Source organism: Psychromonas sp. SA13A (assembly GCF_011378715.1).
GTDB lineage: Bacteria > Pseudomonadota > Gammaproteobacteria > Enterobacterales > Psychromonadaceae > Psychromonas.
Genome location: NZ_WTKU01000012.1, coordinates 89,252 through 109,365, shown reverse-complemented (window position 1 = coordinate 109,365; position 20,114 = coordinate 89,252). Strand labels below are relative to the sequence as shown.

The window sequence follows — 20,114 nt, the reverse complement described above, 5'->3', positions numbered from 1 at the left end:
AAATGAAATTAACAAAACGATTTTTAAGTGTATTGGTCTTAGCAAGTACTTTACCTCAATTGGCAACGGCTGCGGAAGTACAACTAGATAAGATTGAAGCAGTAGTGAACAAAGAACTGATTTTAAGCAGTGATATGAGCAACCTTAAGCGTGACTTAATCACACGCTATCAAGATAGTGGTCAAACATTACCGGATCCAAAAAATATTGATAAGCAAATTCTTGATAAATTAATCAGTGATAAATTACAGTTACAAATTGCAGAACGTATAGGCTTGCGTATCAGTGATGCACAACTTGATCAAACCATTACCGAAATGGCGAAAAAGCAAAATAAAACATTAAACGAACTACGTGCCGATATAGAAGCATCGGGTACTAATTATAAGGCATTCGTTGCTAACATTCGTGACGAACTGACTATTAATGAAGTACGTCAAGTGCAGGTTCGTCGCCGTATCAACATTTCCGATCAAGAAATTCAACAAGTAGTCGACCGTATTAAAGAACAAGGTGAGCAAACCACTGAATTTCATTTTGCACACATTCTACTTAAGTTATCACCGGAAGCTTCTGAAGAAAAACGAGTCGCGGTAACCGATGAAGCAAACTCGTTAGTAGAAAAAATAGAAAACGGTGCAGATATCAAACAGCTAGCGATTGCTAATTCTGAAGGACCAAAGGCCTTAGAAGGCGGTGATTGGGGATGGCGTAAACTAGATTCGATTCCAAGTTTATTTGTAGATAACCTACAAGAGAGCAATAAAAAAGGCGATATCATTGGTCCTTTCAATACCAGAATGGGAGTACATATCATTCAAGTATTAGATAAAAAAGGTAATGATAACGTGATAACGGAAGAAGTGAATGCACGTCATATTCTGGTTAAGCCCACTATTATTTTGAGTGATGAAAAAGCCAAATTATTGTTAACAACTTTACGTCAGCAAATATTATCAGGTACAAAAACCTTTGATGAATTAGCCAAAGAGTATTCTCAAGATCCAGGCTCTGCCGTAAAAGGTGGTGAACTAGGTTGGGCTGATCCGAACATGTATGTACCTGAATTTCGTGATTTAGCACAATCACAAGCAATCGGTGAAATCAGTCAGCCTTTCCATACAATGCATGGCTGGCATATTCTTCAGGTGCTTGATAAGCGCGAATCTGATACGACAGAGAGTGCCACTAAACAAAAAGCTTATAGCATGTTATTTAGACAACGCTTTCCTGCTGAAGCTTACGCTTGGTTAAATGAAATACGCCAAGAAGCGTATATTAAAATTAATAATCCTGCTTATATTATTGAGGAAGAATAATGTTACCTCGTATTGTTGTCACTGCTGGTGAACCAAGCGGCATCGGTCCTGATTTAGTTTTACAATTAGCAGAACAGACTTGGCCGGTTGAATTAGTTATTTGTGCTGACTTAACACTGCTGAAAGAGCGTGCACAGCACTTAAATAAAAAAATCGATTTTATTGAATATGATGCTGCACAACCTCAATCAACACCGACTTTAGGTCAATTAACCGTAGCCCACATTGCGACTGACGTCCCCGTACAGATAGGGCAACTCGATGCTCGCAATGGTGAATATGTTTTAGAAACCTTACGTTTTGCAAGCCAAGGTTGTTTAAGTGGTGAGTTTTCTGCGGTAGTGACAGCACCAGTACATAAAGGCATTATTAATGATGCCGGCGTTACTTTTAGCGGCCATACTGAATTTTTTGCTGAGCAAGCTAACGTTGATTTAGTGGTAATGATGCTTGCTACAACGGGTTTACGTGTTGCCTTAGCAACTACGCATTTACCACTTTCAGCTGTGCCCAGCGCGATTACAAAACCTCTATTAGCAAATATTATTACAATTTTAAATGCTGAGTTAAAAGAAAAATACGGCATTAAACAGCCTACTATCTATGTCTGTGGATTAAACCCACACGCAGGAGAAGGAGGTCATATGGGCAGAGAAGAAATAGATACCATTGAACCTGCACTAGACAACCTTCGAGCACAAGGAATTCAGTTAATAGGCCCACTGCCTGCTGATACTTTATTTCAAGATAAATACTTACAACATGCCGATGCGGTATTAGCTATGTATCACGACCAAGGCCTACCTGTTTTAAAATACAAAGGTTTTGGTCGATCCGTTAATATCACTTTAGGTTTACCATTTATACGTACATCTGTTGACCATGGCACCGCATTAGATTTAGCAGGAACAGGAAAAGCTGACTCAGGTAGTTTATTATGTGCAGTCAACGAGGCTATCACCATGGTCCAAAGTAACATCAACAAGGTTAATGAATAAAATGAATGATAAAACCCACCTAGGCCATACCGCTCGTAAACGATTTGGACAAAATTTCTTACACGACGATTACATCATCGACTCAATTGTAGCTGCAATCGCACCACAACCTGACGATAATATTGTAGAAATTGGCCCCGGTTTAGGCGCATTAACAGAGCCTGTTGCACGTAAAGTAAACTGCTTAAATGTAGTTGAATTAGACCGTGATTTAGCGGCACGTTTAGAGCAACATCCAACGTTACGTGATAAATTAAAAATAACCCAAGCAGATGCCATGCGTTTTGACTTTGGGCAATTAGTCCAAGGTGATAAACAATTACGTGTGTTTGGTAACTTACCATACAACATTTCAACGCCTTTAATGTTTCACTTATTTGAGTTTGCAGACAAAATTTCTGACATGCATTTCATGTTGCAAAAAGAAGTTGTAAATCGTTTATGTGCAGGTCCAGATTGTAAAGCTTACGGACGTTTAAGTGTAATGGCGCAATATTACTGTAATGTAATTCCAGTATTAGAAGTACCACCGACGGCTTTTAAACCCGCACCTAAAGTTGATTCTGCAGTAGTAAGATTAGAGCCTTACGATACGCCGCCTTTTGTTGCCAAGAGCATGAAAGTATTAAACCAAGTCTGTTCAATGGCCTTTAACCAACGCCGTAAAACAGTACGTAATGGTTGGAGAGATTTATTAACTGCTGAAGAATTGACTGATCTTGGCATTAATATTGGCCACCGTGCAGAAAACATCTCTGTTGAAGAGTATGTGCGTGTTGCAAACTATGTTTATGATCGTTTACAAAAAGAAGATTAAACCTCAATAACATTTTTTAATAGGATCAAATAACGATGGCAACTTATATAGTAGGTGACATTCAAGGTTGTTATGACGAATTGATGCAGCTTCTATCTTTGGCCAATTTTGATCCAAAAAATGATGAATTATGGGTTGCTGGCGATTTAGTCGCTCGCGGCCCTAAGTCATTACAAACATTACGCTACCTTAAAAAGCTAAAGGCAAAAGTGATTCTAGGTAATCATGATTTGCACTTATTAGCGACGTCTTTAGGCATTCATAAAGCCAAGGAAAAAGACAAAATATCCCCTATTTTAGAAGCGGAAGACAGTCAACAACTTCTAACATGGTTACGTAAGCAACCTTTATTATTAGAACATCCTGAACATAAGTTTATTATGGTTCATGCGGGTATATTGCCTTCTTGGACAATCCCACAAGCAAAACAATTTGCCAAAGAAGTTGAACAACAGTTGCATGGTGAAGATTACCAATCACTGCTTAAAAATATGTACGGTAACCATCCTACTAAATGGCAAGCGTCACTGTCAGGTATTGAGCGTATACGCTACATTATCAATGTGTTCACTCGTATGCGTTATTGCACATTAGATGGTGAGCTAGAGTTCTATAACAAACTATCACCAGCGGAAACAGATAGTAGTGTATTAAAACCTTGGTTCGAAATAACGCCAAGAGATCATAATCAGCCTATCTTATTTGGTCACTGGGCAGCATTATTAGGCCAAACAAATCAACAAAACTTATATGCATTAGATACGGGGTGTGTGTGGGGAAACAGACTTACCATGATACGCTGGCAAGATAAAAAACTATTTTCATTATCCTGCCCTGCATACGGTTAATTAACGCTTAGTTTACTCGGTCTAAGGTTACAAACTCTAAATTGTGCGCATTCTTTTCATCTGCTAAATAATGTTCACTACTTACTTTTTCCCATTCACCTTGAGTTAGGTAATCAGGAAAGTGCGTATCACCTTTAGTTTCCAAATCAATAAATGTTAGATACAGGCGATTAGCGACCGGTAAAAAGTGTTCATATATAGTTGCTCCACCAATAATCATCACTTCTGCAACACCTTTAGCAGCTAATAATGCTTGTTCAACCGAAGTCACGCAGGTTACACCAGTAATCTCTAAACTATCATCACGAGAAACAACAATATTTAAACGCCCTGGTAATGCTCTACCTATTGAATCATAGGTTTTTCGTCCCATTATCACCGGTTTTCCTAGTGTTGTCTTTTTGAAATATTGTAAATCTGCTGGCAAATGCCATGGCATTTTGTTGTCTAAACCAATTACACGATGATTCGCCATGGCTACTATCATTGAAATTTTCATTTATTTTCCAAATTTTTACATATTGAGCATGAGTTTATCAATTACGTTTTAAAATTCATCTATTTAATTACTATCTTCTTCTGAAATGACCTTATTGATAGGTAATCAGGTGAATACCATTATGTTTATTAATTTTTTAATCTTTTTGTCCGTTAACACTTAACCCTAGCGCCAACTATTTATAAGTATTCATTATTTGTATTCGAGCAATGACGACAATATTTTCTTTAAAATCTACACAACTAAACGCACCAATCAACATGAAAAATAACGAAATAGAATAATATTTATAACTTTATGATTTTACACTCCCATTAACGATAATTGAGGTGAAATAACAAATAGGGTTATGGTAAAGTTAATACCCATTCAACATGATATTAAGGAATAGATCATGGCTACTTTAACTAAAAAAAGCATCATTCCAATACTGCTGATCATTGTTTTCTTATTATGGATAATGTCTATTTGGTCTGGCTGGATGCCATCAACATTTGATGTAAAAGCAAAAACACAAGAAGCAGCAACTGCATCCAATAGTGAAATAGTACCTGGTTATGCAACCACAACAACGCTTATTGATGTAACTAGTTGGTTAGTAGATAAACGCGGTGGTTTCCTATCTAACGATGTCACTCCACCAGGATTTTTTATGGATAATATGCCTGCCTTTGAGTACGGTGTATTAGAGCAAGTTCGAGATTTAGCATTGGTGATGCGTTTAGACTTCAGTCGTTCACAATCACAATCGACGGGTGATAAAGATTTAGAAATAGCACAGAATAAAATGAATATTTCACATACTAACTGGGTTTTACCTAGCGCAGAAAGTGAATATAAAGATGCAATTAAGGCCTTCAAACGCTATCGTGCTCGCCTCTCTGCAACAGACCAAACAGAAGCGCAATTTTATACGCGTGCGGATAATCTAAGTGATTGGTTACGTGAGATTGAAAAACGATTAGGCTCCATTTCACAAAACTTAAGCGCTAGTGTCGGTAATGATATATTTGATACGAACCTAGCAGGTGATACTTCAGCAAAACAATCAACGGCCAGTGCTGACGAAATTGAGATCAAAACAAATTGGTTTAAGATTGATGATGTTTTTTATCAGAGCCGCGGTTCAACGTGGGCTATTCTGCATTTTTTAAAAGCAGTAGAAATTGACTTTCAAGATGTGCTCGAAAAGAAAAATGCACAGGTTAGTTTAAAACAAATTATTCGTGATTTGGAAGCAACTCAACAAGCGGTCTGGAGCCCAATGGTATTAAATGGTAATGGTTTCGGTTTCCTAGCAAACCACTCCTTGGTCATGGCAAACTATGTTTCTCGTGCAAATGCAGCACTGATTGATTTAAGACGTTTGTTAGAGCAAGGTTAAAATAAGTGATGACTGATTAAGGTTGCTCTTATTAAGATCACCAATACAAAAATATAAAATAGCAGCCACAAAAAAGCCCCGATAAATATTACTCTATCGGGGCTTTTTAATGTCTGCTTTACGCTTGTTCTATTAACTCTTTAATAAATTAATAGTACCAATTAACCACAGCACTTTTTATATTTTTTACCACTACCACAAACACAAGGTTCGTTACGAGCAGGCATTTTTTCAAAACGAGTAGTGACTGGTTTATTAATCAACACATCTAATTCGGTAGTATTCTCAGCTTGTTCAGCATCAACGGTAATAGCGATAACTAAGTTATGTTCTTCAGCTAGTGCTTGTACTTCTTCAGCACGGGCATCAGTATTAACAACAACCTGTAAAGGTAGCTCTTCTGTACCTATTTTTACTGCACGCTTTGTATTAAAACCATAACTTGAATGTTTTGGTTTTTTCTCTTTTTTACCTTTAAAGAAAAATTTATCTGACATATTGGACCTTTTTTATTCCACACACTTTGTTCTGCACACTTTATGTACTTAGTATTTTTCGCACAGTGTACAGTATTCCTTAGACCAATCTAGCGTAATATTCGCTGATCCACTTACCTATTTTTTGCGATTAAACTAATCCTTGCAATTATATGCTCACTGTTAGTATTAAATTATGATTAAATAATTGGACGACCGCGATAAATTAAAATAGATGGAATAGCTAAACCAAAACTTAATGCCGTTAAGATAAACAAAGTACGTAAACCATTTTCCATCACTACACGCATGATCTCTAAGCTATAACCACTGGTATTGATCTCCACTAAACCAATCATCGCAGTAAAAGCATAACTACCAGGAATCATTGGAATAACAGAAGCAACGGTAAAAACAGGACGAGGGATCAGGTGTTTACGCGACCAATACAAACCTAAAAATCCCATACTTGCAGATGCAACAAATGTTGCCCACTCAATCGGTAAACTAAAGTGCATTAATAAAAAGCGCAAACTATGTGCAAATGCACCACCTGCGGCACAATAAACTAACATTTTACGCGGCACATTAAACACCATGGCAAAACCCACTGCAGGTATCCAAGCAAACCAAGCATCGGTTAAAAATAAGATGAAAAGATCAAAAAATGCCATCATTATAGTGCCCACCCTGAAACGCCTGTTAATTCTATCGCAGCAACAATACCAATCGATACACTGACCGCTAATAATGTTGAAAACACCCAACGTGCAATACCCATATTCACGTAACCTTTAAGCATATCTGACACTGCATTAATCAAAGGAAAACCAGGAACCAGTAATAATACACTCGCTGCCATCGCAATTTTCGGGTTTTCACCTATTTCAAAAACTGAGGCTAAACAAGTAATGGTAGTCGCAACAAAAGCGGTTAAAGCAAAGTTAACAAAAGGGTTATGCTGACGATGGCCAAGTTCTTGACGTATTACCATTGCGCAACTGGATGCAATAAAAGTAGTCCAATAAACAGCGCGATCACCACCAAAGAAATGACTAAAACTGGCACATGAAAAACCAATCATTAATACCACTAACCAGCGATTGTATTTATAAGGTTTTAAACGGTGCAATCGTTTTTTGACTTCTTTTATATCAATTAGCTGTTTTTCTAACATCACACAAATACGCTGTACTTCACAAACCATTTGCATATTAATGCCACGGTCGCCGCAACGCCTTGTGGTTGTTACACAATGCCCCTCAACCAAGCTAGTGATCACAATTGCATCTGGAGTAATCGCTAATTCTATACTCTCTGCCCCAAGCGCAATGCCTAAACGCTGGGTCGTTTGTTCAATCAAACGGCTTTCTGCACCATGCTGATGTAAAATTTGCCCAGCGAATACTGCTATCCGTGTAATTTCTGTTTGTTGTTCCTTTGACAAGATCATTATTTCATCGACTTATAGTTGTGATTCAGCCAGTTTTAAATCCAACGTGGCTTTAAGAAGTTTAAATAATAATATAGCAGCATCTATCTCTTCTTTGCGATTGGTTAAACTTTCTATATTTAAACCTAATGGAATATTTAGTGGTAATACCGCTAATAAAATTTGCTCGAAGTTATTTCGACTAATTTGCAAAGACTCTTTGAGTGGATTTTCTGACTCAAGAATACGTAGCGATGTTGCTTCCGGCACGGAAATCCCCAACCATTCGATAAATTCTAATGTTTTAGCACTGCCACAAGGAGAAAAAGTTAAAATTACCCGTTTAGGTTGTACACCCTGTTGTCGGCATTCACTCGCATAGCGAGTTAATAAATCAATGGTGGCCTGTGCATTATAAACAGCTTGTGTAATAAAATATTCACAGCCCTGCTCTTGCTTAGCACGTAAACGGACATGCTCATCCCCTTTAGCAACATGGCGCTCTGCAATTGTCACTCCGCCTAGGTAAAACTCTTGAGGATGTGCCGCTAAGCTTTTGTAAGCATCAGAAAGCGATAGTTTGATTTCACCGTCCGATGATGGCGAGCCTACCAATACGATATCCCGCACTGAAAACTGATGCCAAGCATCAGACAACCAGCGTGAAAAGTCAGCTTCATCGCGTTGTGAAACACTTTTATAAGTGATCACCGGCTTACCGACTTTATCGTGTAATATTTTTGAATATAAGCGTGAATCATGCGTATATCTAAATGGAAAAGGACGCGGTTTATCAATACGAGAGGTTTCATCTTGAATGTCGTAAACGATAAAACCATCGTAATCAATTTCTTCTAATCGCCCTACTAGTTTATCGGCAATACCAGAAACAAGTTCAAGGTCAGTATCATGTTTGGGAGGGGTGGTACCAATGAAATAAACGCCACGCTTAGCGTCAGTAGTTATACTTTTTAACTTAGAACTGTACATATTAAATTCCTGAACCATCACACAAAAATAAAAGCAAAAATTATCCCATATGTTGCCCTAAATTGATATTAAGGAAGTAATAATTCAATATATCCTTTAGCAATAGTTTATACCCGTTACCCAGGAAGACTCTCAATGCTCACTGATTAACATAAGTTATGCTAACTAAGTGTAATAATTCAGTCTTTAGCAATAGTGATATTAAAAATTTTCGCGTTATACTAAGCTTTTATTTTCAATCAAAAGTAACCTTATGCGTAATCCTCGTTTTTATGAACCGCAATCATTGACCGAAAACACCTGTATCACATTATCAGACGACGCTACTCAGCATATTCGCGTGTTACGTTTAAATGTTGGCGATAGTATTACCTTATTTAATGGTCAAGGTGGTCAGTATTTAACACAACTGCATGAAGTCCAAAAACGAACTTGCCAAGCGAATATTCTTTCATTCCAAGAAACTGACAATGAAAGCCCGCTTCATTTACATTTAGGGCAAGTTATTTCACGTGGTGACCGCATGGAATTTGTGATCCAAAAGGCAGTCGAATTGGGTGTAAATGAAATAACTCCCTTGATCAGTGAACGTTGTGGTGTAAAACTTAACGCAGAACGGATGGCAAAAAAGCAACAACAGTGGCAAAAAATAGCCATCGCAGCCTGCGAGCAATCGGGTAGAAATATTGTACCAACAATACATACAACACAAGCTTTAACACAATGGTGTGAATATGAGATTGATTGCTGTAAATTAACCTTGCATCCTCGCGCAAAATATTCAATTAATACATTACCCAACGATATCAAACATGTGCGTTTATTAATTGGTCCTGAAGGAGGCTTAAGCGATGATGAGATAAGCCTCACTGAAAACTTGGACTTTACTGAAACATTATTAGGCCCTCGCGTATTACGCACAGAAACAGCAGCATTAACTGCAATCACAGCATTGCAATGTCGCTTTGGCGATTTAGCATAGCTTTTATTACTTAATAGATTAACGACAGGAATAGATATGACCATAAAAATTGGCATCGTGATGGATCCCATCGCAGACATCAACATTAAAAAAGACTCAAGCTTTGCAATGTTATTAGAAGCTCAATCTCGTGGTTGGGAACTTTATTATTTAGAAATGAAAGATTTATATCTAGAAAATGGTCGTTGTTTTGCTACCAGCAAAAAATTAACGGTACAACGTGAAGCTGGCAATTTTTATCAATTAGAAGATGCAGTAGATCACCCTCTTTCAGACCTTGATGCTGTATTAATGCGTAAAGATCCACCTTTTGACACAGAATATATCTACGCTACTTATTTATTAGAGCGTGCTGAAGACGAAGGTTGTTTAATCGTTAATAAACCACAAAGCTTACGTGATGCAAATGAAAAACTATTCACCGCTTGGTTTAGTGAATTCACTCCGATCACCTTAGTGACAAGAAGTGCAGCAAAAATTCGTGCTTTCCATCAACAACATAAAGATGTAATTTTAAAGCCATTAGACGGTATGGGCGGCGCTTCTATTTTCCGTATTAAAGAAAATGATAGTAATGTTGGCGTGATCATTGAAACACTAACAGAGCATCAGCAACGTTACTGTATGGCACAAGCTTTTATTCCAGAAATTAAAGACGGTGATAAGCGTATTCTGATTGTTGATGGTGAGCCAATGCCTTATGCATTAGCACGTATTCCTGCAAAAGGTGAAACACGTGGTAATTTAGCGGCTGGCGGCACTGGTGTTGCTCAACCTCTTTCTGAGTCTGATTGGCATATTGCTAATACCATTGGTCCAAAGTTAAAAGAAAAAGGACTCATTTTTGTTGGCTTAGATGTTATCGGTGACAAAGTGACAGAAATCAATGTGACTAGCCCAACTTGTATTCAAGAAATTGATAATGCTTATGGGACGAATATCAGCGGCAAATTAATGGATGCAATTGAAAAACGTATCAAAGGCGCTTAAAAGATATCGTACTTAAGGCCAACAAAACGATCGCTATTCGATTGAATATATTACCCGCGATTACCGCGGGTAATATACATGTGACCAATCAAGATAAGACTTAACATGATGATCTTTTGAGCGGTTTACTAGATTAATCCTGTATTGGTAGGTGTAAATACAAGTCTTAATACCTAAAGTCTATTCACTTCTTGGCTTGCTGATTTTTGCCTCTTAAATAGTGACCGGCATATATTCATTCCTGATGGAGAATCAAATGACAATAGATAAAACTAAAAACCCTTTTTCTGATTCTGACATGAGTGATGAACATTCAGTTCCCCTACCAACAGATCAAGAAAAACAGTTGGAAAATAATACTCAAACTGAAATCGTAAGTTCATTAAAGAATCATTTTTTAATCGCTATGCCTTCATTAACAGACCCATACTTTAAGCAATCTGTTGTTTATTTATGTGAGCACGATGATCAAGGTGCGATGGGCTTTATTATTAACTACCCGGTTAAGTTAACGTTACAAGAGTTATTAGAAAATGCAGAAAGCATTGAACATGAACCTAGCCCACCTTTGATTGACCCCGTCTTTTTAGGTGGTCCATTAGACATGGACAGAGGTTTTGTATTACACAGCCCGACATCTGACATATCACAAAGCACTATGCTTAATGAACAATTAATGATGTCTAACTCGAATAAGATCCTGTCTAGTTTAGGGACAGATAACGCACCTGAGCACTATATGGTAGCCTTGGGCTATTCAAGTTGGGACTCGGGACAATTAGAAGAAGAGATAAACCAGAATCAATGGTTAATCATTCATTGTGAAAATGACATTATTTTTAACACACCGGTCGAACAACGTTGGAATACTTCCTTACAACGTTTAGGCGTCGACCCATCACAATTAAGTAGCGACGTAGGCCACGCATAATGACATCAGTAAGCGATTCAGAACAAGAAAAGAACACCTCAGCAAACGAGCCTAAAGTGCCAAGTACTTTATTAGGTTTTGACTTTGGTACAAAAAGTATTGGTGTTGCAACAGGGCAAATGATCACCGCGACTGCACAACCACTAGCAGCCATTAAAGCAAATGATGGTATTCCTAATTGGGATACGGTTGCAGCTGTTATTAAAGACTGGGCACCGGATTTAGTCGTCGTAGGATTACCATTAAATATGGATGGAACCGAGCAACCTATTACGCAAAGAGCAAAAAAATTTGGCAATCGCTTAACTGGGCGTTTTGGTGTAAAAATAGCTTTTCAAGACGAACGCTTAACAACGGCAAGCGCTAAAGAATTTATTTTTGAACGCGGCGGATTTAAAGCGCTTGAAAAAGGAAAAGTAGATAGTGTATCTGCAGCTCTTATTTTAGAAAGCTGGATGGAAAGCTACTATCAATAAGTGCATAGCAATAAAAGCATAGTAATAAATATCAATAAACACATAACAATAAATAAAGCGCAACAAATACAGTGCGATCAATGACTAACAATGAATAACTGCTTATAAATTACTGTCTATAAATGACTATAAATTATTTACATTACATAACCTATGAGCGATTATTCACACTCTTAATAACCTATACCAGTAATCTATTGTTAGTAATCTATGTTGATAATCAGTGTCAATCCCTCTCATCACATTCAGGATTAACATTTCATAACCATGTTTGCCCATTTTGTTAAAGGAATAAATAACCAGAATGCAACTTATTGAAATAGATCCAGAGCGCTATCGTAAACGCTTAAACAAAGTCATTTTTGCCTGTATTGGTACGCTTACTGTTGGCAGTTTAGGTATTAGCCAATTACTTATTCGACTAATGCCTTCGCCGGACGGTAGTCATTTTTACTGGAATTTATTGGGTGTTATTGTTACTGCAGGGGCACTTTTATTTATATTAAATAAACTTAAAAGCCATGCCTATTTCCACGAGGTCACTTATGTTTGGCATTTAAAACAAGCTTTAAATAGAATTAATCGACGTATGAAAAAAATAGAATCTGCTGCGCAGCAAGGTGATCCCACTGCGATGCAAATTTTACACTTTAATTACGCAGGATCTCGCCAACTTTGGCAATTAGACAATAATACATTAACTATTAACCACTTAACTCACCTTGAAAATAAGCTTAATGAGCTTGCTGAAGCACATCAAGTCACTTTAGATGTGAGCCTTTATAATCCACAACAATTAACGGACTACTGATGCCTATTTTACACATTGAAGCGTTTTTAATTGCGATTACTATTTTAACGATGACACCAGGCCTAGATACTACCTTGGTGATTAGAAATACTAGTCGTGGCGGTGAAAAAGATGGTTTTGTTACTAGTCTGGGTATATGTACGGGATTATTTTTTCATGCATCTTTGTCTGCGGTAGGTATTTCACTAGTATTGTCACAATCGCCGCAGTTGTTCCAAGCAGTAAAAATGATTGGTGCACTGTATATTTTATATTTAGGAGTTCAGGGACTAAGACACAGTTTCTTTGCTTCAACTAAAGGTCCCGCTAAGCTATCAGCACAGGGTAACTTTAAATTAACAAAAAGTTTTAGAGAAGGTTTACTCTCAAACGTTTTAAATCCTAAAACGGCTATCTTTTATCTGGCTTTTTTACCACAGTTCATCAATCCTGAATATTCTGCATTTATGCAATCATTACTAATGGCAGCTATTCACTTTGCGATTGCAATGTGTTGGCAAGCATTCATCAGCCGCATGATTGTTACCGCGCAAAAACGATTTGATGGTGGTAAAACGCAAGTAATAATGGAACGTTTAACCGGTGTCGTATTAATTGGGTTAGCCGTTAAGTTATTATTAGAAAAGTAACTTCATTTAAAACGTAAAGGGTTTTCATTGTCAAAGTGATAACCCTTTATATATTTCCTTACTGCCTCCATAACAACCAACTCATCAAAAGTACCTGAAAGAACTCACCCTGTTATTACTTTCTTTTATTGCCCTTGTTATTAACTCAGTATTACTGTTAATGTTTTATTGAATTTAAGATGGAGCTGTTAAAGCAGTATCACCGAACTTGGCTTTACTGAGTTTTATAACCAATTTAAATCTAGCAGCATTCAGTTTTATAGTAATTCATGGGAGTATGTGCCTTTAAAATCAAAGGTAGGATTCTGTATCCAAAAATGATCAAATAGGCATAAACTGATAACTCACTTCACAGTTTAATAACGAAATAGACAGCGAAATACGGTAGTAAAATATAACTGCTAAATATAGCAACAAGGGAGATTAGATTGAACTTAACAAAACAAGATCTTAAAAATGCTGTAAATGAAAATATAATTTCCTTTGAGCAATCAGAAAAATTAATTGAATTTCTCAATAAACAACCCCACTCTGGGCCTAAATTCGATTTCACTCATGTGCTTTATTATGTGGGTGGCATGATCGCAATCGGTGCCATGACACTTTTTATGAATTTAGGCTGGCAGTCCTTCGGAGGCATAGGAATTACTGTAATTGCTTTATTATACACAGCGATAGGCATTAAACTTACTCATCAGTTTAAAGCCAAAGGTTATGCAATACCCGCTGGAATATGTGCTACTTTTGTGATCGCATTAACTCCTTTAACTATCTATGGGCTACAACAATCATTAGGCTTTTGGCCTGACGACAGTGTCTATCGTGATTACCATCGTTATGTTCAATGGCACTGGCTTTACATGGAGCTAGGCACATTAGTTGTCGGTATTATTTTAGCTTGGAAATATAAATATCCGTTTTTAATGATGCCGATTGCCGTGACACTTTGGTACCTATCAATGGATATTACCGCAATGCTAACAGGCGGTGATTTTAACTGGGAATTAAGAAAACTAGTTTCAATGATCAGTGGATTAGTGATGATTGGTTTAGCTTTCTGGGTCGATATTCGCGCGAGAAATAAAGCAGACTATGCATTTTGGATCTATTTATTTGGCGTGATTGCATTTTGGAGCGGAATGTCACTTCAGTATTCAGATAGTGAGTTATCTAAATTTCTTTACCTTTGCATTAATTTATTGATGATTGTTATAGGCGTAACATTAGTTCGTCGTGTATTTGTTATCTTTGGTGCAATAGGGATTAGTGGTTATTTAGCTCACCTAGCCTTTAGTATTTTTGAAGACAGTTGGTTATTTCCAATTATCTTAACGGCATTAGGTTTATTAGTCATTTACTTTGGTATTCTTTGGCAAAAACATGAACCAATCCTCACTAAAAAAGTGAGAAGTAAACTGCCCACAGCATTGGCGGAGTTATTAGCATCAAAAACATAAACGGTAAGCGATAGAGGACTTTAATAGCTTATCTCTGCCTTGTACAAAATAAAGCAGCATAAAATGTAACATCGGAAACAGTTCAATACGATTATTGCCAATTAACTAAATGATTTAATTGGCAACAATTCTTCCACTACAGAATTAACATTAGTAAATTAAAAAAATAAAACCGTGTTTTTATTACTGAATTATTGCAAAAAATAGTTTACTCTAATGTGCTTCCTTATCAACACTCAAACACAGTCAACCTTAAAAATAAGGGTATATTTTGCAACAAAAATTTGCATTCCGAGCAGAACTGATTTTAATACTAGTGACTATTTTAGCAGGCCTTGGTTGGATTTTTTCTAAAGAAGCCTTAGCGGGAATGACACCTCTATTTTTTGTTTCCATGCGTTTTTTAATTGGCGGCATTGTATTGTTCTTAATTGGCCCCCGCTATTTTCGAAACCTTAAATGGAATGATGTTAAACCCATTATGTTAATTGGTGGCGTTATGGGCTTGGCGATGATGTGCTGGGTATTAGGGTTAGATCAAGCCTCTAACCTTGGTGTTGGCGCATTCATTACCTGTCTTGGTGTTGTTTTTGTTCCTATTATTGGACGCTTTATGTTTGGTGATAGGCCCGCCACCAGCATTTGGGTTGCGCTACCCGTTGCCGTAACAGGCTTGATTTTTTTAGCACTAAGTAATGGTATGAGTTTTGAAATTGCTCACTTATATTTCTTAGGTACTGCTATCGGTGTCGCATTCCAGCTTAATCTACTGTCTCGTTTTTTAATGCGTATGCATGCTTTAGTGATCACCAGTATTCAATTAACCAGTGCAGGTGTTTTATTACTGATCATGTCATTATTCACTGAAGCAATGCCACAAGGCATTACCTTTAGTATTACCCTTTGGTTTTTAGCCAGTACTTTAATCGCAACCAGTTTACGTTACCTACTTCAGATGTATGCAATGAGCTTAACACCCGTTAGTCATGCAGCAGTGATCATGAATTTAGAGCCGGTATGGGCTGCTATTTTTGCTGTTTTGTGGTTTGGAGAAGTGATGACATTAGGGCAAATTTTTGGGTGTTTCCTCATTTTTATGGCAATGCTCATTAGCCGTTGGTCGCAGATAAGAAAACTGTTTAAAGGTTAACTTAAAATAATCAATTTATGCCCTTCAGTAGGCATCGCAAAACTGGATATAAATAATGACAATCCTGATAACTAATAAAATTACGTTTTTTGAGTTTTTAACGCCATCTGTCGCATCGGGCGAAAAAACCATTACCATTCGCGATAAATCTGAGAGTCACTATGTCGTAGGCTCTGAGGTAGAAGTCTTTACCTTAGAAACAGATCAAAAGGTATGTAATATAAAGATTGAATCAGTGACACCATTAAAGTTTGAGGATATTAATGAATTTCATGCTCAACAAGAAGCAATGAAATTACAACCGCTTAAAGATTTAATACAAAAAATTTATCCAAATACTAACGAGTTATTCATGATAACTTACAGCCTGTTACCTTAAGACTTGGAACAATAACGCCTATATAACCTTAATGTAATTATAACCTCAATGTAATTGGGAATACCAAGGCCGCCATATCAACCACTCAGGAATAAAATATGACAACGTTAAAACAACAAACTGAAGCAAAAGTAGAAGCTGGACGTAAAGGTGATCCTGATTTTATGGCCGGTGTTGATCAGGTTATTGCCCAAGCAAAATCTTTTCAGCAAGGTAAAGATGCACTCGATGTGGGTAAAAATGCGCCTAATTTTGAACTTCCTGATGCGCAGGGTAAATCTATTTCACTAGCGGATTTATTAATAAAAGGCCCTGTTGTGATCACTTTTTATCGAGGCAGTTGGTGCCCTTACTGCAATCTACAACTAAAAGCATTGCAGGCTCAATTAGCAGACATTCAAGCATTAGGCGCAACCTTAGTCGCAATTAGTCCACAGATACCCGATGGTTCATTAACTGCCGATGAAATAAACAATATGGGATTTACAGTATTATCAGATCAAGATGCAAAAGTGGCTGCTGAATATGGCGTAGCATGGCAGGTACCAGAGTTTTTGCTGGATCATATGCGTAATGACCGTCAACTAGACTTAGAAGCCATTAATAATGGTAATGCTAATATCATTCCAATTCCCGCAACCTTTATCCTTAACAGTGACGGTGAAGTGACATGGCGTTTTGTTGACCTTGATTACCGTATTCGTTCTGAACCTTCGGATATTATTGAAGCACTGCAGAAGTTATAGGTTATAGATTAAATAACAAAGCAAAAAACCTTTATCCTAAAATAGATTAAATAGGGTAAAGGTCCTCTAGTATCGTTAAAATCAAATGAATGACAGCAGTTATTAGCAATCATTATGTGATGACTTTATGTTTATTAGCTAGCCTCACTGCGTTGACAAGCATAAGTAAATCCTGCTAACCCTGAACCTATTAACCCTTAACCTAGTAACGTTTATTTAAAAATAACGCTACCGATTAAGCAGCCTGTTCAATCATCGATGGTAATTTTTCAGACACGCTTTGTTTATTACTATTTTGTCCACCCTCACCTTGCCAAACAAAATGGCGATTCGGTTTTTGCCTAATTAATCCCTTTGCTAATAAAGCAGTAAACACTTGATCCGTATCTTCAGCATTCAATGTTAGTTTGTCGGATAATGCCTTTTTAGAGCAACGCACACTACCGCTACTTAATAATGGAATAGCTTGTTGCAATAATTCTTCACTGCGAGACACTGTACTCGCTTTATGGCTAGCACTATTATCGAGTAAATCGGGCTCAGGTGACGAGTGCTTATTTTGTTCAACTTGCTGCAATTTTAAGGTACGGGTAAAACGCAGCTCTTCGCCAATTAACCCCACAAAAAAAGCGGCAAATAAATCTAATAATACCGATAGAAATATGACCAGTGATAATTGTGCAGTCTTAGTCTCAATATTTAATGCCGTTGCCACACTACCGATTAACCCTAATACTGAACCTTGGCTTGCAACAGGTTGTTTATCGCGTTCAATCGCAAGTGCTAACTGTTGTTGACGTAATTCAGTATTCTCTTTTTGAATACGCGCAACACCAGTGACGATACGATTTAACTCAATGTATTTTTCTGCTGCAACATTATTAAGCGCAATCTGTTTATCAATTGCCGCAATTTGAAAATCAAATGTCGCCTTTTTATTGTTTTGTACATCTAAGTGGCTCTGCGCAGTATTAGTTGCACTATTGATCCCACCGATACTACCGCCAATGGAGATAATGGCTAAAATGCTATAGAAAATAAAAGCGGAAAAAGCTGCGCTAATATTGTGCCTTGCTAAACGCTCCCCAAACTCGTACCAAGCAAAGAATTTGCCCAATTCAAATATAACAGCTAACGAACCAAACAAAACTTGCATCCACAGTCCATCATCAATCGATAAGAATAATAACAATGAAAAAATAATAGAAGCTAATATAGATGCGCCGGTAAAACTATAAACAACGGTCATAGCAAAAGGGCCTTTGGCATGGCGAATGCGTTTTTTAGGTAGTGTCGTGAGACTAGTCATGAATTATCTACTTATAATTGTTGATCATTGCTCAAGTCGTGAAAGCGGACAGCTAACAAAGCGGATCAAATAAAGACGGAAATTGGCGGCGAATTGTAGAGGGGCTTTTAGCGAAAAGCCAGTAATGACGGGTTAGCAATGAAAATAAAAGTAAAATATTAATAATTTGTTTGTTTTTCACACAAGGCTAAAAAGACAAAACGCCACTCTAAGTAATAACTTGATGATCTTGTAAGGCATTATCGAATGTTACAATGCGCCCTCATTTTACAAACAGGTATTTTTGAGTAAGCGACCCATGTGGCAAGTCGCGAGGTAACCCTGTTAGTTGTAGTTATAAAATGGCAATAAAGGTTCGATTTACCCCATTAGACCTTGAACTGTATACTTAGTACCTGCTCAGTTCATGGCTTGATGATTCTTGTATTTTAAATCACCACGAGTATATCGTTTACATTAACAGGACTAATTAACGTGGTGGATCAACGCGGTCTGTCACTGATGTATTAACCCTGAACCATCCAGCAATAGAATAACGGTCACGATTCGCCGCTAACACCTCATGAGGAAATTCTTCACTTAAAAAAGCCACCACAGTCCCCATTAATGGCACAACTTTAATGCCTTCTTTATCATGGTCACTTTTGTATAACACCAATTCACCACCATCAGTCGCTAACCAATGGCTATTAAAATAGACCACTAGTGACAAAATGCGATTTGATTCACCTTTAAAAGCATCATAGTGGCGTTTGTAATAATCGCCAGGACTGTAATGGGCGAAATGGCTTTCAAATGAAAATAATCCTAAAAATAATCGTCTATTTAAATAACGTTGAAAACTAGCTGTCCACTCCAGCCATTCTTTACCAGCTTCGCTTTCACCCGTTATCCAACTGATAGCATCGGTTCTAACAAACTCATTTTTTAAATATTCTTTCCCCCTACCAATACCAGCATTTTTAAACTTATCAGCCTCCATGTCCTGTTGATGCATAAATAGCGTTTCAGTTAACTGTTCAGGCAAAGCTGTTGGTCTAATACTGTAACCTTGTTGATGGATATCTTTTGCGATCAATGCAAATAGAGATTCATCAATTATTTTATTTCCGCCTATTTCTCTGATCTTTTTTGCTGCTAGCAAAGTGGTGGCCTTAACATAAGTATGAATAGATAATAAGTTAACTAAAAAGTAGCGAGTGCATAATTGACAGAGCGTTTATCACCATGAACTGGGGGTGATGAAATGCCTTATCAACAAAGCTATTAGGCAATTGTTGACTGTCTTTTTACTACTTTTAACGGGAGCGCATAATGCCACTTTTACATCAGAAGAAAAGCTTTATTATGCGAATCTAAGATTGAAGTTTGAGAAGTCTAAAATTGAGATGAAAAACTGTTATCTAAACACTTATCATTTAAATCTAAGCCAACATTTAATATGTCTTTTTAACCATTAGCTTAATGGTAGTAGTGGTACAGGTAGCGGCT

The 20,114-nt window shown here is 37.2% G+C and carries 22 protein-coding genes; 15 read left to right on the top strand and 7 right to left on the bottom strand.

The features are described from left to right. Positions 1 to 2 precede the first annotated feature (2 nt). Genes surA through GQR44_RS12185 form a run of 4 tightly spaced genes read left to right on the top strand, consistent with a single transcriptional unit; the run spans position 3 to position 3,982 of the window. On the top strand, positions 3 to 1,319 hold the full coding sequence (surA, locus tag GQR44_RS12200; protein WP_166372045.1) for a peptidylprolyl isomerase SurA: 1,317 nt from the start codon (positions 3 to 5) through the stop codon (positions 1,317 to 1,319). Further along, a complete protein-coding gene (gene pdxA, locus GQR44_RS12195; protein ID WP_166372044.1) occupies positions 1,319 to 2,317 on the top strand; it encodes a 4-hydroxythreonine-4-phosphate dehydrogenase PdxA in 999 nt (332 codons plus the stop codon). Before surA ends, pdxA begins: the two co-directional genes overlap by 1 nt. A gap of 1 nt (position 2,318) precedes the next feature. Beyond that, entirely contained in the window at positions 2,319 to 3,134 is an 816-nt protein-coding gene (gene rsmA / locus GQR44_RS12190; protein ID WP_166372043.1) for a 16S rRNA (adenine(1518)-N(6)/adenine(1519)-N(6))-dimethyltransferase RsmA, read from the top strand. 35 nt (positions 3,135 to 3,169) lie between these two features. Next, complete coding sequence (locus GQR44_RS12185) at positions 3,170 to 3,982, top strand: symmetrical bis(5'-nucleosyl)-tetraphosphatase (RefSeq protein ID WP_166372042.1); 813 nt, start codon at positions 3,170 to 3,172, stop codon at positions 3,980 to 3,982. A gap of 7 nt (positions 3,983 to 3,989) precedes the next feature. On the opposite strand, the gene folA is transcribed toward GQR44_RS12185, so the two are convergent. Further along, positions 3,990 to 4,481, bottom strand: a complete 492-nt coding sequence (folA, locus tag GQR44_RS12180; RefSeq protein WP_166372041.1) for a type 3 dihydrofolate reductase — start codon at positions 4,479 to 4,481, stop codon at positions 3,990 to 3,992. Positions 4,482 to 4,875: 394 nt separating this feature from the next. On the opposite strand from folA, the gene GQR44_RS12175 reads away from it, so the two are divergent. Further along, entirely contained in the window at positions 4,876 to 5,865 is a 990-nt protein-coding gene (locus tag GQR44_RS12175; protein WP_166372040.1) for a DUF2333 family protein, read from the top strand. A gap of 161 nt (positions 5,866 to 6,026) precedes the next feature. On the opposite strand, the gene GQR44_RS12170 is transcribed toward GQR44_RS12175, so the two are convergent. From GQR44_RS12170 to GQR44_RS12155, 4 genes are all read right to left on the bottom strand, one after another. Then, complete coding sequence (locus GQR44_RS12170) at positions 6,027 to 6,362, bottom strand: PBPRA1643 family SWIM/SEC-C metal-binding motif protein (RefSeq protein ID WP_166372039.1); 336 nt, start codon at positions 6,360 to 6,362, stop codon at positions 6,027 to 6,029. Positions 6,363 to 6,541: 179 nt separating this feature from the next. After that, entirely contained in the window at positions 6,542 to 7,018 is a 477-nt protein-coding gene (locus GQR44_RS12165) for a threonine/serine exporter family protein (RefSeq protein WP_205963059.1), read from the bottom strand. Continuing rightward, positions 7,018 to 7,794, bottom strand: a complete 777-nt coding sequence (locus tag GQR44_RS12160) for a threonine/serine exporter family protein (RefSeq protein ID WP_205963058.1) — start codon at positions 7,792 to 7,794, stop codon at positions 7,018 to 7,020. Before GQR44_RS12160 ends, GQR44_RS12165 begins: the two co-directional genes overlap by 1 nt. A gap of 12 nt (positions 7,795 to 7,806) precedes the next feature. Further along, positions 7,807 to 8,763, bottom strand: coding sequence for a hypothetical protein (locus GQR44_RS12155; protein ID WP_166372038.1), 957 nt, complete (start codon positions 8,761 to 8,763; stop codon positions 7,807 to 7,809). Between the two features lie 253 nt (positions 8,764 to 9,016). Here GQR44_RS12155 and rsmE point away from each other — a divergent pair, with 253 nt between their 5' ends. The 10 genes from rsmE (at position 9,017) to GQR44_RS12105 (ending at position 17,314) form a co-directional block, all read left to right on the top strand. After that, complete coding sequence (gene rsmE / locus GQR44_RS12150) at positions 9,017 to 9,745, top strand: 16S rRNA (uracil(1498)-N(3))-methyltransferase (protein ID WP_166372037.1); 729 nt, start codon at positions 9,017 to 9,019, stop codon at positions 9,743 to 9,745. Between the two features lie 36 nt (positions 9,746 to 9,781). Next, positions 9,782 to 10,735: a glutathione synthase gene (gene gshB / locus GQR44_RS12145; protein ID WP_166372036.1), complete on the top strand. Its 954-nt coding sequence runs from the start codon at positions 9,782 to 9,784 to the stop codon at positions 10,733 to 10,735. 256 nt (positions 10,736 to 10,991) lie between these two features. Then, positions 10,992 to 11,666, top strand: a complete 675-nt coding sequence (locus tag GQR44_RS12140; RefSeq protein ID WP_277344381.1) for a YqgE/AlgH family protein — start codon at positions 10,992 to 10,994, stop codon at positions 11,664 to 11,666. Next, on the top strand, positions 11,666 to 12,142 hold the full coding sequence (gene ruvX, locus GQR44_RS12135) for a Holliday junction resolvase RuvX (protein ID WP_166372035.1): 477 nt from the start codon (positions 11,666 to 11,668) through the stop codon (positions 12,140 to 12,142). Before GQR44_RS12140 ends, ruvX begins: the two co-directional genes overlap by 1 nt. A gap of 304 nt (positions 12,143 to 12,446) precedes the next feature. Continuing rightward, positions 12,447 to 12,953, top strand: coding sequence for a DUF3087 domain-containing protein (locus GQR44_RS12130; RefSeq protein ID WP_166372034.1), 507 nt, complete (start codon positions 12,447 to 12,449; stop codon positions 12,951 to 12,953). Continuing rightward, positions 12,953 to 13,582, top strand: a complete 630-nt coding sequence (locus GQR44_RS12125) for a LysE family translocator (protein ID WP_166372033.1) — start codon at positions 12,953 to 12,955, stop codon at positions 13,580 to 13,582. Before GQR44_RS12130 ends, GQR44_RS12125 begins: the two co-directional genes overlap by 1 nt. Before the next feature lie 428 nt (positions 13,583 to 14,010). Further along, positions 14,011 to 15,039, top strand: coding sequence for a DUF2157 domain-containing protein (locus GQR44_RS12120; protein ID WP_166372032.1), 1,029 nt, complete (start codon positions 14,011 to 14,013; stop codon positions 15,037 to 15,039). A gap of 271 nt (positions 15,040 to 15,310) precedes the next feature. Then, complete coding sequence (locus GQR44_RS12115) at positions 15,311 to 16,189, top strand: DMT family transporter (RefSeq protein ID WP_166372031.1); 879 nt, start codon at positions 15,311 to 15,313, stop codon at positions 16,187 to 16,189. A gap of 55 nt (positions 16,190 to 16,244) precedes the next feature. Then, positions 16,245 to 16,568 (top strand): N(4)-acetylcytidine aminohydrolase, encoded by a 324-nt coding sequence (gene yqfB / locus GQR44_RS12110; RefSeq protein ID WP_166372030.1) that lies wholly within the window; start codon positions 16,245 to 16,247, stop codon positions 16,566 to 16,568. 98 nt (positions 16,569 to 16,666) lie between these two features. Further along, a complete protein-coding gene (locus GQR44_RS12105) occupies positions 16,667 to 17,314 on the top strand; it encodes a peroxiredoxin-like family protein (protein ID WP_166372029.1) in 648 nt (215 codons plus the stop codon). Positions 17,315 to 17,549: 235 nt separating this feature from the next. Here GQR44_RS12105 and GQR44_RS12100 read toward each other — a convergent pair whose 3' ends face one another. Then, entirely contained in the window at positions 17,550 to 18,623 is a 1,074-nt protein-coding gene (locus tag GQR44_RS12100; protein WP_240923643.1) for a Preprotein translocase subunit SecY, read from the bottom strand. Between the two features lie 469 nt (positions 18,624 to 19,092). Next, a complete protein-coding gene (locus GQR44_RS12095; RefSeq protein WP_205963057.1) occupies positions 19,093 to 19,767 on the bottom strand; it encodes a 2OG-Fe(II) oxygenase in 675 nt (224 codons plus the stop codon). Positions 19,768 to 20,114 lie beyond the last annotated feature (347 nt).

Excerpts from the sequence above, each read along its gene's own strand:
- GQR44_RS12155 (WP_166372038.1), bottom strand. The coding sequence starts at position 8,763 with ATGTACAGTTCTAAGTTAAAAAGTATAACTACTGACGCTAAGCGTGGC.
- GQR44_RS12105 (WP_166372029.1), top strand. The coding sequence starts at position 16,667 with ATGACAACGTTAAAACAACAAACTGAAGCAAAAGTAGAAGCTGGACGT.
- GQR44_RS12170 (WP_166372039.1), bottom strand. The coding sequence starts at position 6,362 with ATGTCAGATAAATTTTTCTTTAAAGGTAAAAAAGAGAAAAAACCAAAA.
- rsmA (WP_166372043.1), top strand. The coding sequence starts at position 2,319 with ATGAATGATAAAACCCACCTAGGCCATACCGCTCGTAAACGATTTGGA.
- GQR44_RS12165 (WP_205963059.1), bottom strand. The coding sequence starts at position 7,018 with ATGATGGCATTTTTTGATCTTTTCATCTTATTTTTAACCGATGCTTGG.
- GQR44_RS12160 (WP_205963058.1), bottom strand. The coding sequence starts at position 7,794 with ATGATCTTGTCAAAGGAACAACAAACAGAAATTACACGGATAGCAGTA.
- GQR44_RS12175 (WP_166372040.1), top strand. The coding sequence starts at position 4,876 with ATGGCTACTTTAACTAAAAAAAGCATCATTCCAATACTGCTGATCATT.
- gshB (WP_166372036.1), top strand. The coding sequence starts at position 9,782 with ATGACCATAAAAATTGGCATCGTGATGGATCCCATCGCAGACATCAAC.
- ruvX (WP_166372035.1), top strand. The coding sequence starts at position 11,666 with ATGACATCAGTAAGCGATTCAGAACAAGAAAAGAACACCTCAGCAAAC.
- rsmE (WP_166372037.1), top strand. The coding sequence starts at position 9,017 with ATGCGTAATCCTCGTTTTTATGAACCGCAATCATTGACCGAAAACACC.
- surA (WP_166372045.1), top strand. The coding sequence starts at position 3 with ATGAAATTAACAAAACGATTTTTAAGTGTATTGGTCTTAGCAAGTACT.
- yqfB (WP_166372030.1), top strand. The coding sequence starts at position 16,245 with ATGACAATCCTGATAACTAATAAAATTACGTTTTTTGAGTTTTTAACG.
- GQR44_RS12185 (WP_166372042.1), top strand. The coding sequence starts at position 3,170 with ATGGCAACTTATATAGTAGGTGACATTCAAGGTTGTTATGACGAATTG.
- pdxA (WP_166372044.1), top strand. The coding sequence starts at position 1,319 with ATGTTACCTCGTATTGTTGTCACTGCTGGTGAACCAAGCGGCATCGGT.
- GQR44_RS12125 (WP_166372033.1), top strand. The coding sequence starts at position 12,953 with ATGCCTATTTTACACATTGAAGCGTTTTTAATTGCGATTACTATTTTA.
- GQR44_RS12100 (WP_240923643.1), bottom strand. The coding sequence starts at position 18,623 with ATGACTAGTCTCACGACACTACCTAAAAAACGCATTCGCCATGCCAAA.
- folA (WP_166372041.1), bottom strand. The coding sequence starts at position 4,481 with ATGAAAATTTCAATGATAGTAGCCATGGCGAATCATCGTGTAATTGGT.
- GQR44_RS12130 (WP_166372034.1), top strand. The coding sequence starts at position 12,447 with ATGCAACTTATTGAAATAGATCCAGAGCGCTATCGTAAACGCTTAAAC.
- GQR44_RS12140 (WP_277344381.1), top strand. The coding sequence starts at position 10,992 with ATGACAATAGATAAAACTAAAAACCCTTTTTCTGATTCTGACATGAGT.